We start from the raw sequence: 11,625 nt of genomic DNA, 5'->3' as shown, positions 1-11,625 counted from the left end.
AGATTCGGGTGCGAGCGTGGTCAATCCGCGCATGTCACCGTGCCCGTCACCGCGCTTCTCACCGCGCATGTCACGCCACCGTGCCACGCCGCGGTGTCACGCGTACGTCAGACGCCTGTCCGACGCCGGGAGCCGCCCCGTATGACGACCCTCCCCACCGTCCTCGTCCTGGACGCCGAGCCGCCGCCCCGGCTCGGCCGGCTCACCGGCCGTGCCCGGATCGTGCACACGGACGCCGCGCGGCTGGCCGAGCGGCTGCCGGCCGCGGACGTGCTCCTGGTCTGGGACTTCACCTCGCACGCGGTGCGCGAGGCCTGGCCGGGGGACGGGCCCAGGCCGGCCTGGGTGCACACGGCGAGCGCGGGCGTGGACCATCTGATGTGCCCGGAGCTCGCCGGGTCCGGCACGATGGTGACCAACGCGCGCGGGATCTTCGACCAGCCGATCGCCGAGTACGTGGCGGCCCTGGTGCTGGCGGTCGCCAAGGACCTGCCGCGCACCCTGGAGCACCAGCGGGAGCGGACCTGGCGGCACCGGGAGGGCCGGCGGGTGGCGGGCACGCGCGCGTGCGTGGTCGGATCGGGCCCGATCGGCCGGGCGATCGTCCGCACCCTGAAGGCCCTGGGGGTGACGACGGCGCTGGTCGGGCGGGTGCCGCGGACCGGCATCCACGGCCCGGGGGACCTGGACCGGCTGATCTCCCGCGCGGACTGGGTGATCGCGGCGGCGCCGCTCACCGAGGAGACGTACCGCATGTTCGACCGCCGCCGGTTCGGCGTGATGCAGCCGTCGGCGTTCTTCGTGAACGTCGGCCGGGGTGCCCTGGTGGACGAGGAGGCCCTCGCCGACGCGCTGACCCGGCGCTGGATCGCGGGCGCCGCACTGGACGTGTTCACCGCCGAACCGCTGCCCGGGGACAGCCCGTTGTGGACACTGCCGGGGCTGATCGTCTCCCCGCACATGAGCGGGGACACGGTCGGCTGGCGGGACGACCTGGGTGCGCAGTTCGTCGAGTTGTACGAGCGGTGGGCGGCGGGCAGACCACTGGTGAACGTCGTCGACAAACAGCGTGGTTACGTGCCCGGGCACTGACTCTTGGAGGGTGCATGCAGCTCACCGACCTCACGGCCGTGGCGCTCCTCGACGGATACCGCAAGGGCGAGTTCAGCCCCGTGGAGGCGACCGAGCAGGCCCTGGAGCGGGCGCGGCGCGGTCAACCGGAGGTGAACGCGTTCGTACGGCTCACCGAGGAGGACGCGCTGGCACGGGCGCGGGAGTCGGCGGAGCGCTGGCGGCGCGGTGAACCGGCCGGGCTGGTCGACGGGGTCCCGGTCACGGTGAAGGACCTCCTGCTGCTGCGCGGCCACCCGACCCTGCGCGGCTCGAAGACGGTCTCCGAGCAGGGCGGCTGGGACGAGGACGCGCCCTCGGTGGCCCGGCTGCGCGAGCACGGCGCGGTGTTCCTCGGCAAGACCACGACCCCCGAGTTCGGCTGGAAGGGTGTCACCGACTCCCCGCTCACCGGCATCACCCGCAACCCGCACGACCCGACGCGCACGGCCGGCGGCTCCAGCGGCGGCAGCGCGGCGGCCGTGGCGCTCGGCGCGGGCCCCCTGTCGCTGGGCACGGACGGCGGCGGCAGCATCCGTATCCCGGCCTCGTTCTGCGGCGTCTTCGGCCTGAAGCCGACGTACGGCCGGGTGCCCCTCTACCCGGCGAGCCCGTTCGGCACCCTGTCGCACACGGGCCCGATGACCCGGGACGCGGCCGACGCGGCCCTGCTGCTGGACGTCATCACCGCGCCCGACTCGCGCGACTGGTCCGCGCTGCCGCCCGCGCCGGGGCCCTTCACCCAGGCACTGGAGGGGGGTGTGCGGGGGCTGCGGGTGGCGTACTCGCCGTCGCTGGGCGGGCAGGTGCCGGTCCAGCCGGCGGTCGCGGCGGCCGTCCGGCAGGCGGTGGCACGCCTCGCGGACCTCGGGGCGTACGTCGAGGAGACCGACCCCGACTTCAGCGAACCGATGGAGGCCTTCCACGTCCTGTGGTTCAGCGGAGCGGCCCGCCTCACCGAGCGGTTCTCCCCGCGCCGCCGGCAGCTCATGGACCCCGGCCTGCGCGAGATCTGCGCCCAGGGCGCCCGGTACAGCGCGCTGGACTACCTGGCCGCGGTGGACGTCCGCATGGACCTGGGCCGGCGGATGGGCCGCTTCCACGAGCGCTACGACCTGCTGGTGACACCGACGCTGCCGGTGACGGCGTTCGAGGCGGGCGCGGAGGTCCCGGCCGGCTCCCCCTTCCGGCGCTGGACGGGCTGGACACCGTTCACGTACCCCTTCAACCTCACCCAGCAGCCCGCGGCGACCGTCCCGGTGGGGACGGACGGGGACGGGCTGCCGGTGGGCATGCAGCTCATCGCCGCCCGCCACCGCGACGACCTGGTCCTGCGCGCCGCCCACGCGCTGTACGAGACGGGCACGGCTTCGCCCCCACCGGTCGCGACCGGCGCTCAGCGCGGCAGGCCTTGCTGACGGGCCCTCAGGGCTCAGGCCCCCGCATCGCGTTCCCCTTCGTGCCGCCGGAAGCTGAGCGTCTCCCCCGCCGCCCCCGTGCGCCACAGGTCGTTGCAGGCCTCGGCCATCGCCTCCAGGCCCTCCACCACCTGGCCCCACACGATTCCGGGTACCCAGCCCACGTCGCCGTTGAGCAGCAGGTTGTTGCGCTCGTAGAAGAGGGCCAGGTCGACCACCGTGGTGCCGGGGCGGACCTCACGGTCGTAGCCGTAGGCGTTCGTGCCGAGTTCGGTGCCGGCGAAGGAGAAGTAACAGAGGTCGCCGGGAATCGGGGTGACCGTCGGGTTCTCCAGTGGGGGTTCCGTGGAGGCGAACGGCGGGAAGAGGGCGTAGATCTCGTTGCGGGCGTACTTGGCGTGGTAGACCTCGCCCGTGAGGGGCAGTGCCTGCCAGACCGCCGCGCAGGTCAGGGGCGCGCGGTCGTCCAGCAGTCGTGCCGTGCAGTGCACGTCCCGCTTGTCGAGCGAGACGGTGACGAATCGATCGGCCATGAAAACAAGGGTGCATAGCCGCAGAGCGCTTGGGTAGCCGCGCCGCCATGGCTCCACCACTTGGGAACGACGTACACACAATTCGGGCGGAACACAGACGCACCCGGCGGTCCGTGCTCGGTGGGCTCGCCGCCCTCGGTGCGCTGGGTGCGGCGGGCTGCACGCGGGTGGCCGCGGCCTCGGGCAAGGCGGGCGGTGACCTGCTGGACCGGCTCCGCGCGCAGGGTGTCGTGCGGCTCGGGATCGCCGGTGAGGTCCCGTTCGGGTACATCGACAAGGACGGCCGCCTCACCGGCGAGGCCCCCGAGCTGGCGAAGGTGATCTTCAAGCGGCTGGGGGTCGGCCGGGTGCAGCCGGTGCCCACCGAGTTCGGTTCGCTGATCCCGGGGCTGAACTCGCAGCAGTTCGATGTCGTGGCCGCCGGGATGTACGTCAATCCGGAGCGCTGCCAGCAGGTGATCTTCGCCGATCCGGACTACCAGATGCTGGATTCGTTCATCGTGCGCAAGGGGAACCCGTTGGGGTTGCACTCCTACCGCGATGTCGTCGCGAAGAAGGCGAAGTTCGCCACCGGCACCGGATACGCCGAAATCCAGTACGCGGTCGAGGCCGGGTACAAGGAAGGCGACATCCTCATCGTCCCGGACCAGGTCGCGGGGCTGAACGCCGTCGAGGCGGGCCGGGTCGACGTGTTCGCCGGTACGGCGCTCACCACCCGCGAGGTGGTGAGGAAGTCCGCCAAGGCGGAGGCCACGCGGCCGTTCGCGCCGCTGGTCAAGGGCACACCGCACGTCGACGGCGGCGCGTTCGCGTTCCGGCCGGCCGAGACGAGCCTGCGGGACGCCTTCAACGGGGAGCTGCGCAAACTGAAGAAGAGCGGCGAACTGTTCCGGATCCTGCGGCCGTTCGGCTTCACCAAGGCCGAGATGACCGGCCTCACCGCGAAGGAGCTGTGCGGCGGATGACCCCGGGACTGTGGGACCTCGTACTGGAGGGCGTCTGGACCACGGTCCAGCTGCTGGTGTTCAGCGCGCTGCTGACCGCGGCGGTGTCGTTCGTCGTCGGTGTCGCGCGCACCCACCGGCTGTGGATCGTGCGCTTCGTCGCCGGCTTCTACACCGAGGTGTTCCGCGGCACCTCGGCGCTGGTGATGATCTTCTGGGTGTACTTCGTGCTGCCGGTCGCCGTGGGCTGGCAGCTGGTGCCGATGTGGGCGGGCACGCTGGCGCTGGGGCTGACGTACGGCGCGTACGGCTCGGAGATCGTGCGCGGCGCGCTGAACGCGGTGGACCCGGCGCAGAAGGAGGGCGGGATCGCGCTCGGCTTCACGCCCTGGCAGCGGCTGCGGCTGATCGTGCTGCCGCAGGCGGTGCCGGAGATGATCCCGACGTTCTGCAACCTGCTGGTCGAGCTGCTCAAGGGCACGGCCCTGGTGTCGGTCATGGGCATGGGCGATCTGACGTTCAGCGCGAACCTGGTGCGGCTGGCGTTGCAGCAGAGCGCGGAGATCTACACCTATGTCCTGGTGATCTACTTCGTGATCGCCTTCGTGCTGACGCGGCTGATGCGCGGGCTGGAGAAGCGGCTGAAGGCCGGGGTCGGCAAGGACCCCGGGACGGAGTGGGCGGCGCGTGAGCTCAAGCGGGCCCAGACGACCGGCGTGGGCGCCGCGGGCGGCGTGGGCATGGGCGGAGGTGCCGCATGAAGTGGGACTGGAACGCCGTCGGCGACTTCATGCCGGCCTTCTGGCACGGGCTGCTGGTCACGCTGCAGGTCCTCGCGCTCGGTTCGCTGGTGTCCTTCACGCTCGGTCTGGTGTGGACGCTGCTCGTCCGGACGCCGCTGCGGTGGGTGCGCTGGCCGGTCGGGGTGGTCACGGAGTTCGTGCGCAACACCCCGCTGCTGGTGCAGCTGTTCTTCCTGTTCTACGTGCTGCCCGAGTGGGGCCTGACCTTCTCGGCGCTGGCCACCGGCGTCTTCGCGGTCGGCCTGCACTACTCGACGTACACCATGCAGGTCTACCGGGCCGGTATCGAGGCGGTCCCGGCCGGTCAGTGGGAGGCGGCGACCGCGCTGAACCTGCCCCGGCGGCGGACCTGGACCGCGGTGATCCTGCCGCAGGCGATCCGCCGGGTGGTGCCGGCCCTCGGCAACTACGTGATCGCCATGCTCAAGGACACACCGATCCTCATGCTGATCACCGTGCCGGAGATGCTCCAGCGGGCCCGGCTCTTCTCGCAGCAGCACTTCCAGTTCACCGAGCCCATCACGGTGATCGGTGTGGCCTTCGTCCTCATCTCCTACCTGGCCTCCCTTCTCCTGCGAGCCCTGGAGCGTCGCCTTGTCCGTTGAGACCCACCCGCAGCCGTCCCTGTCCGACGCCCAGCCGGGCGAGCTGATCCGCCTCGCGAACATCACCAAGCGGTTCGGCGCGAACACCGTGCTCGACGACCTGAGCTTCACCGTCGCCCCGGGCAAGCACGTGACCCTGATCGGCCCCTCCGGTTCCGGCAAGACCACGATCCTCAGACTTCTGATGACCCTCACCCGGCCGGACGAGGGCACGATCACCGTCGACGGGGACCAGCTGTTCCCGGCGCCGGAGAAACAGATCCGGGAGGTCCGCAAGAAGATCGGAATGGTGTTCCAGCAGTTCAACCTGTTCCCGAACATGAGCGTGCTGCGCAACATCACCGAGGCCCCGGTGCAGGTCCTCGGCATGTCCGGGGACGAGGCCGAGGAGCGGGCCCGGGAGCTGCTGGACCTGGTGGGACTGGCCGACAAGTGCGACGCGAAGCCGACCCGGCTGTCCGGCGGGCAGCAGCAGCGGGTGGCGATCGCCCGGGCCCTGGCGATGCGGCCCCGGGTGCTGCTGCTGGACGAGGTGACCTCCGCGCTCGACCCGGAGCTGGTGGCGGGCGTGCTCGACCTGCTCAGGGACATCGCCCGCAGCACGGACATCACGATGCTCTGCGTGACCCACGAGATGGGTTTCGCCCGCGACATCTCCGACCAGGTCCTGATGTTCGACGGCGGCCGGGTGATCGAGTCGGGCTCCCCGGAGAAGATCTTCACCGACCCGGAGCAGGACCGGACCCGGGAATTCCTCAGCGCGGTGCTGTGACCGCGGCGGCCGGGTCCGGACGATGCCGAGGTCCGGCCGCTGGGTCATACCCGTGGCATATGCCAATGGATCTGCCCGCAGCTGGGAGGGGACGGCGAGCGGAACAATCTCGCCAACCCCCTCTCCCGGCAGGGGGTTTGCCCGTTATCGTGGTAGCGATCCGCCGACCGGATCCCGCGGCTACCGACCGGCGAACAGACAGGCGAGCGCAGGGGGAGACCACCGTGGCGCTGATGCACGAGCCGACCGCCCCGTACCACTCCGCTCAGGACGCGCTGCGCGTGCTGGAGACCGTCGCCCGCCACTCCGCCGGTGTCACCGACACCGAGCTGGCCCGCTGCACCGGCCTGGGCTCCGAGCGGCTCACCGCCCTGCTGCGGATGCTGCGCCGCGAGGGCTATGTCGAGCAGATCACCGACGGGGCGTACGTCACCGGCGACACCCTGCGCCGCCTCACCTCCGCGCACGACCGCGAGCGGGCCCTGCGCGAGAAGCTCCAGCACACCCTGGACCAGTTGCGCGACTCGGTCGGCGCGGCGGTCTACATGAGCCGGTACGTCGACGGCGAGGTCAAGGTCACCCAGTACGCCGCCGGGCCCACCACCCCGGCGGTCAACGAGTGGGTCGACTTCCGCTGCTCCGCCCATGCCACGGCCGTCGGCAAGAGCCTGCTGACCCAGCTGGACCACAACGCCCGCCGCGACCACCTCTCCCGGTACAAGATGGCGCGCCTCACCTCGCGCACCATCACCAGCGACAAGCTGCTGCTGTCCCGCCTGGAGTCCCAGCCGCCGACGGTGCCGGTGCTGGACCTGCAGGAGTACGCGGTCGGCACGGTCTGCGCCGCGGTCCCGATCACCGCGGGCTCCTCGGTCGGCTGCCTGGCGCTGTCGCTTCCCGTGGAGCACGCGCACCGGCTGAAGCAGGCCGCGGACACGCTCAACCGGAGCGCGACACCGGTGCTGCTGTCCCTGACCCTGTAGGTGGTCACGAGCACCCCTCAGGACCAGGTAGTATTTTCTTCGTCGCCAGCCGCGGAAGGCAGAAATCCGCGGAAGGCGGGAGTCATGCGCCGCTAGCTCAGTTGGTTAGAGCAGCTGACTCTTAATCAGCGGGTCCGGGGTTCGAGTCCCTGGCGGCGCACATGGACGAAGGGTCCTTCGCGAAAGCGAGGGGCCCTTCGGCGTTCTCCGTGGCGAGGCGCCGGTACGAGGTCTCCCCTGGTGGCCTCCACCACACCGGATCGGTGCACCCGTACCCCTCACGCCTGAGCAGGGCCCGGTGGATCTCGTTCGTCGCGGTCACCGGCATCCGTTCCAGCACCCGCACGAACCCGGGCGCCATCTTCGTCCCCAGGCCGGGCCGGGCCGCCAGGAACTGGGTGAAGGCCGTGGGATCGAAGGTCCCCGCGACGGCCGCCATCACCTGGGGAGCCTAGGGAAAGAAGTCGTCCGTCATCGAGAACGCGGCGTGGGCGGTGATCATGAAGAGGGCGCAGCCCCCGATGAACACGGCGAAGAACGCGACCAGGCAGCCGGATTCGGCGGCGAGCTTTCCGCGCGCCGGGGCGTGCGCCGTCGCCCGCTCGGGATGCTCCGCCGCGTAGTACACGGTCACGACGTCGCCCACGATCCTCGTCCCCGGCCCGTTGCCCTCTTCGAAGCGCACGGTACGGCCCTCGCGGGTGGTGAACTCGTACACATGGTGGAGCGTCGTGGACACGGAGGTCTCGCCGGCGCCGCCGCTGGTCGTGGTGTACGTCCGCAGGCAGCGCGCCTCGGCCGTCAGGCCGCCGTTCCAGGCCCGGCGCACCTCCCGCGACCGGCGCAGCAGCCCGAGCAGGCCGAAGACGGCCAGGGTGATCATGAGCGCGGGCACGGCGTAGAAAAACAGCTCGAACATGAGGTTCCCCCGAGGTCGTACGCCGTCCCGCTCGGCCGGCGTGCGAGGAACGTACCCGGCGGTAGGGCCGGCCCGCCTCAAGGGAACCTCAGTTTCCGTGCTGTGGCGGTACGGCCGTCAGAAGGTGACGTCCGAGCAGGCGTAGAACGCGTTGCCCGTGTCGGCGATCGTCCACACCGCGAGGATGACGTGGTGTCCGCTCAGCCCGGTCGGCAGGGTGCCGCTGTGGCTGAGGGTCTGCGGCGGACGCTGGCCGTTGTACGGCACCGTCAGGAACGGGGTGAGGGTGAGGTCCGAGCGGGACAGGGGGTGGTTCTGGTTCCAGCCCTGCCTGGTGACGTAGTACTTGAAGTCCGTCGTGGCGTGCATGGCGGTGAACTGCCAGCGGAAGGTGTACGACTGGCCGCCCGTCACCCTGGTGGTGGGCCAGGCTCCGCCGGACGGGGTGACCGGCGAGCTGAGCTGGGCGAACCGGCTCAGGCCGCCGTTGCAGAGCTGGCCGTCGGCGGGCCCCGCGGCCGGGAAGCCCTTGGGGCCCTCGACGCTCTGCGGCTCGTACTGGATGTCGCCGCAGCCCGTCACGGTGCCGTTGGCGCAGAGTTTCTGCCTGCTGATGGGGAGGTCGGTGTAGCCGTGCCCGCTGGCGGCGCCGGTGGAGAGCGCGAACGCTCCGGCGGTCACCACGCCCAGCACGACCGCGGACAACTTGGTCCTCGTGCGCATACTGCCGCTCCTGGAGAACGTGGGGAGTTCGATGAGCTGTGCAGGTAGGTCTAGACCAAGTGCCAGATTATTACCGGCCGTTGACTGTGTCCATACAAACGACGCCCGCAACGGAGTCCCCGGCGGGCGCCCGCTACAGCGGCTCCCCGCGCCCCGAGCAGAAGGCGACCGTCAGGTCCTTCACCAGTGCCTTCCGCTCGTAGTCGTCCAGTTCCACCAGGCCGCGCACGGTCAGCCGGGTCACCGTGTCCTCCACCGAGTCCACCACCGAGCTGAGCACGCTGGCCCGCTGCCGGGCGTCCAGCGCGGCGATCCTGCGCCGGTGCATCGCGGCGGCGACCTCCGGGGCGTACTCCACCCGCACCGGCTGCACCGAGAACACCTCCACACCGACCGGCGCGGTCTCCTCCGCCACCAGCCGGGTCAGCGCGTCCCCGGCCGCCGTCACCCCGCCCCGCGGCCCGCCCGCCGGCTCCACCGGAACGCGGGCCAGCGCCGCCTCCACGCACTCGCGCAGATACGTCTCGTGGTCCTCCAGGCCGAGCGCGGCCCGCGCGGTGTCCCGCACCCGCCACACCACCAGCACCACCACCCGCAGCGCCATCCCCTCGGGATCCGCCGCCGGTAGCGCCTCGCTGCGCCAGTGCCGCAGCCGCACATCGACCCGGCGGCGGCGCAGCAGCGGATTCACCCAGAGCAGCCCCGTGCGCCGGACCGTCCCCCGGTAGCCGCCGAACATCCCGAGCACCCAGGCCCGCCCGGTCCGCCCCCGGGCCAGCCCGGCGAAGCCGAACATCCCGAGTGCCCCGGCCCCGGCGTACGCCGCCCACTGCGCCGGGCCGAGACCCGCGGCCGCCGAGGCGGGCAGCCGCAGCGCCTCCAGCGCGGCGGACGGCAGCAGCCCCGCCCACCAGGAGGTCGCCAGACATCCGGTGAGTCCGCAGGCCCCGGCGAGCAGTCCGGCCGTCCCCGGCAGCACCCGCGCCGGGCGCTCGACCAGTGCCGCGTCGACCTCCGGCAGCGGCCGGCGGCGCACCGGCGCCGGGCGCCCGAGGCGCGGCTGCTCACCGGTGCCCTGGCGGCGGCCCACCACGGCGGGCTTGAGCGGCACCTTCACCGGGTTCAGGGGGTCGGGATCGTCACGGAAGAGCAGATGGACGGGGATCTCGGTGGTCACCTCGTTCTGGATCAGCCGGGCCGGGCGCCCGCCCGGCACCGGACCGCCCTCCGGCTGCCCCTCGGATTCGGGCGGTGTGTGTGACGTGGTCGTACTCATGCGTTCCTCCAGCCTCCGCGCCAGATACGTCATGAACAGGGGGGTGGACAGGGGGATGGACAGGGGGTGGTGCGGGTGGGGGGAGGGACGTGGCGGCTGGTGCCGGCCGCCACGGTCAGGCGGTCAGCGGCCGCTCTCGGGGCCGGGGTCCGCCTCCATGAAGAGCCGTCGCCAGGTCTCCGGCCCGGGGTAGCCGTCCGCGGCGCCGCCGCGCCAGCCCTGAGCGCGCTGGAAGGCCTCCACGGCACGCCGGTCCGCTTCGCCCCAGCGTGGACCGGGGCCGCCGGCGTAGAACCTGCCGAACCCCTTCTTCACCAGCCGGCGGCCCAGCTGGGTGACGTACGGGTTCTCCGCGCCCGGGCGGAACAGGCTCCGGCCGGGATAGCCGGGCACCTGGTGCGAGGCGGACCGGCCCGGGGCTTTCGCCTTGCCGTCGTCCCGCTCCGCGTCCGCCGTGCCGGCGGTCACGCCCTTGTAGCGGTAGGGGACGTACTTGTCGGCGTTGCTCCAGTAGGGGTACGGGGTGGGCTGGCTGCGGGTGTGCGGGGGCGTCTGCTCGTAGACCGTGTAGGTGGTGTGCGCGGTGTCCGTCCAGCCGCCGAAGATCACCACGTGGGAGCCCTTCTCGGGGTTGTCGGGGTTGTGGAAGAGCAGCATGTCCCCGGGCTGCAGCTCCTCCTTGGTGATCTTCACGCCGAACTGGTCGAGGCTGCCGGTCCATTCGTTGGTGCCCAGGTTCCAGGCCATGGAGACGTAGCCGGAGCAGTCCTGCCGGTAGCCGTCGGACCAGTAGTCCGACATGCTGTACGGCACCTGTGCGGCCACCCAGACCTTGGCCCGCTTGATGATGTCGGCCCGGGTGGTCGCGGGGGTGGGGACGTCGGCGGGGGCGACCGGCTTGCCCGCCGCACCGTGCAGCTGGGACCTGCCGCCCTGGGGGGTCTCGGGCTCGCCGTCGGCGGGGACGTGGGGACGGTGCCCGGCGGGCCGGGCCGGGGTGACGGCCGCGGCCGGGGTGACCGCGCCGAGGACGGCCGACGCGGCGGCCACGACGACGATTCCGCAGGCCGCCGGGCGACCGCCGGGTCGGCCGGACGACGGACGGGGGCTCACCCGTCGCCCTTCGACACAACCGGGGCAGTCGCAGTCCCTCGCGGGCTCGACTTCCTCGAACACCGGAGCGGTCATGCGATCTACCTCACATTCGGGGGTGTTTTGTCCGCGCTTGTGCACGATGATCAGTTTCTCAACTGTCCATCGGGCCGCCACTTTGACGGTCCGAACGATGTACGCGGCCCCGGGGGAGGCCTTCCGGCCACCCATGGATGGTCGGGGGCACCCCGAAAGGTCAGGTAGAGTTCTCTCTGTCAGCAGGCGCCGCTAGCTCAGTTGGTTAGAGCAGCTGACTCTTAATCAGCGGGTCCGGGGTTCGAGTCCCTGGCGGCGCACCGACCGGAAGGCCCCTCGCGGAAGCGGGGGGCCTTCCGCATACCCGCACATCCCCCCTGTCCGGAACCGGGCCGTCCCCCCGATTGGCCG

The 11,625-nt window shown here is 71.7% G+C and carries 12 protein-coding genes, 2 tRNA genes and 1 pseudogene; 9 read left to right on the top strand and 6 right to left on the bottom strand.

What is annotated here, in order from left to right; translation table 11 throughout:
* Window positions 1-141 precede the first annotated feature (141 nt).
* Both IE244_RS00880 and IE244_RS00875 read left to right on the top strand, forming a co-directional pair.
* Window positions 142-1,092 (top strand): D-2-hydroxyacid dehydrogenase, encoded by a 951-nt coding sequence (locus IE244_RS00880; protein ID WP_191870683.1) that lies wholly within the window; start codon window positions 142-144, stop codon window positions 1,090-1,092.
* A gap of 14 nt (window positions 1,093-1,106) precedes the next feature.
* Window positions 1,107-2,528, top strand: coding sequence for an amidase (locus IE244_RS00875; protein WP_191870682.1), 1,422 nt, complete (start codon window positions 1,107-1,109; stop codon window positions 2,526-2,528).
* A 14-nt stretch (window positions 2,529-2,542) separates the two neighbouring features.
* Here the strand turns inward: IE244_RS00875 and IE244_RS00870 are convergent, their stop codons facing one another.
* Complete coding sequence (locus tag IE244_RS00870) at window positions 2,543-3,061, bottom strand: DUF3830 family protein (protein ID WP_191870681.1); 519 nt, start codon at window positions 3,059-3,061, stop codon at window positions 2,543-2,545.
* A 47-nt stretch (window positions 3,062-3,108) separates the two neighbouring features.
* Between IE244_RS00870 and ehuB the strand changes: the two genes are divergently transcribed.
* The 6 genes from ehuB to IE244_RS00840 all read left to right on the top strand — a co-directional run bounded on the left by ehuB (window position 3,109) and on the right by IE244_RS00840 (window position 7,328).
* Window positions 3,109-4,026, top strand: a complete 918-nt coding sequence (gene ehuB / locus IE244_RS00865; RefSeq protein WP_191870680.1) for an ectoine/hydroxyectoine ABC transporter substrate-binding protein EhuB — start codon at window positions 3,109-3,111, stop codon at window positions 4,024-4,026.
* Window positions 4,023-4,766, top strand: a complete 744-nt coding sequence (gene ehuC, locus IE244_RS00860; protein ID WP_191870679.1) for an ectoine/hydroxyectoine ABC transporter permease subunit EhuC — start codon at window positions 4,023-4,025, stop codon at window positions 4,764-4,766. The genes ehuB and ehuC overlap by 4 nt, the downstream gene beginning before the upstream one ends.
* Window positions 4,763-5,413 (top strand): ectoine/hydroxyectoine ABC transporter permease subunit EhuD, encoded by a 651-nt coding sequence (ehuD, locus tag IE244_RS00855; protein ID WP_191870678.1) that lies wholly within the window; start codon window positions 4,763-4,765, stop codon window positions 5,411-5,413. Before ehuC ends, ehuD begins: the two co-directional genes overlap by 4 nt.
* The gene (gene ehuA / locus IE244_RS00850; RefSeq protein WP_191870677.1) at window positions 5,403-6,185 is read left to right on the top strand and encodes an ectoine/hydroxyectoine ABC transporter ATP-binding protein EhuA; all 783 of its coding nucleotides are present in this window, start codon (window positions 5,403-5,405) and stop codon (window positions 6,183-6,185) included. Before ehuD ends, ehuA begins: the two co-directional genes overlap by 11 nt.
* Window positions 6,186-6,409: 224 nt before the next feature.
* A complete protein-coding gene (locus IE244_RS00845; protein WP_191870676.1) occupies window positions 6,410-7,168 on the top strand; it encodes an IclR family transcriptional regulator in 759 nt (252 codons plus the stop codon).
* Between the two features lie 86 nt (window positions 7,169-7,254).
* Window positions 7,255-7,328: transfer RNA gene (locus tag IE244_RS00840), tRNA-Lys, on the top strand.
* On the opposite strand, the pseudogene IE244_RS41680 reads toward IE244_RS00840, so the two are convergent.
* From IE244_RS41680 to IE244_RS00815, 5 genes and pseudogenes are all read right to left on the bottom strand, one after another.
* A pseudogene (locus tag IE244_RS41680) lies at window positions 7,294-7,613 on the bottom strand (acyl-CoA synthetase); the annotation flags it as partial. The gene IE244_RS00840 and the pseudogene IE244_RS41680 overlap by 35 nt on opposite strands.
* A gap of 6 nt (window positions 7,614-7,619) precedes the next feature.
* Entirely contained in the window at window positions 7,620-8,087 is a 468-nt protein-coding gene (locus tag IE244_RS00830) for a DUF3592 domain-containing protein (RefSeq protein WP_191870674.1), read from the bottom strand.
* A 117-nt stretch (window positions 8,088-8,204) separates the two neighbouring features.
* Window positions 8,205-8,810, bottom strand: coding sequence for a lytic polysaccharide monooxygenase auxiliary activity family 9 protein (locus IE244_RS00825; RefSeq protein ID WP_191870673.1), 606 nt, complete (start codon window positions 8,808-8,810; stop codon window positions 8,205-8,207).
* Window positions 8,811-8,943: 133 nt separating this feature from the next.
* Window positions 8,944-10,086 (bottom strand): SPFH domain-containing protein, encoded by a 1,143-nt coding sequence (locus IE244_RS00820; protein WP_191870672.1) that lies wholly within the window; start codon window positions 10,084-10,086, stop codon window positions 8,944-8,946.
* A 123-nt stretch (window positions 10,087-10,209) separates the two neighbouring features.
* Window positions 10,210-11,274, bottom strand: coding sequence for a peptidoglycan-binding protein (locus IE244_RS00815; protein ID WP_191870671.1), 1,065 nt, complete (start codon window positions 11,272-11,274; stop codon window positions 10,210-10,212).
* Window positions 11,275-11,460: 186 nt separating this feature from the next.
* On the opposite strand from IE244_RS00815, the gene IE244_RS00810 reads away from it, so the two are divergent.
* A tRNA-Lys gene (locus tag IE244_RS00810) sits at window positions 11,461-11,534 on the top strand.
* Window positions 11,535-11,625 lie beyond the last annotated feature (91 nt).

It is taken from the genome of Streptomyces filipinensis (assembly GCF_014649495.1).
Taxonomy (GTDB): domain Bacteria; phylum Actinomycetota; class Actinomycetes; order Streptomycetales; family Streptomycetaceae; genus Streptomyces; species Streptomyces filipinensis.
This window is presented reverse-complemented; position numbering and strand designations above follow the sequence as displayed.

Excerpts from the sequence above, each read along its gene's own strand:
- IE244_RS00880 (WP_191870683.1), top strand. The coding sequence starts at position 142 with ATGACGACCCTCCCCACCGTCCTCGTCCTGGACGCCGAGCCGCCGCCC.
- IE244_RS00875 (WP_191870682.1), top strand. The coding sequence starts at position 1,107 with ATGCAGCTCACCGACCTCACGGCCGTGGCGCTCCTCGACGGATACCGC.
- IE244_RS00870 (WP_191870681.1), bottom strand. The coding sequence starts at position 3,061 with ATGGCCGATCGATTCGTCACCGTCTCGCTCGACAAGCGGGACGTGCAC.
- ehuB (WP_191870680.1), top strand. The coding sequence starts at position 3,109 with ATGGCTCCACCACTTGGGAACGACGTACACACAATTCGGGCGGAACAC.
- ehuC (WP_191870679.1), top strand. The coding sequence starts at position 4,023 with ATGACCCCGGGACTGTGGGACCTCGTACTGGAGGGCGTCTGGACCACG.
- ehuD (WP_191870678.1), top strand. The coding sequence starts at position 4,763 with ATGAAGTGGGACTGGAACGCCGTCGGCGACTTCATGCCGGCCTTCTGG.
- IE244_RS00830 (WP_191870674.1), bottom strand. The coding sequence starts at position 8,087 with ATGTTCGAGCTGTTTTTCTACGCCGTGCCCGCGCTCATGATCACCCTG.
- IE244_RS00825 (WP_191870673.1), bottom strand. The coding sequence starts at position 8,810 with ATGCGCACGAGGACCAAGTTGTCCGCGGTCGTGCTGGGCGTGGTGACC.
- IE244_RS00820 (WP_191870672.1), bottom strand. The coding sequence starts at position 10,086 with ATGAGTACGACCACGTCACACACACCGCCCGAATCCGAGGGGCAGCCG.
- IE244_RS00815 (WP_191870671.1), bottom strand. The coding sequence starts at position 11,274 with ATGACCGCTCCGGTGTTCGAGGAAGTCGAGCCCGCGAGGGACTGCGAC.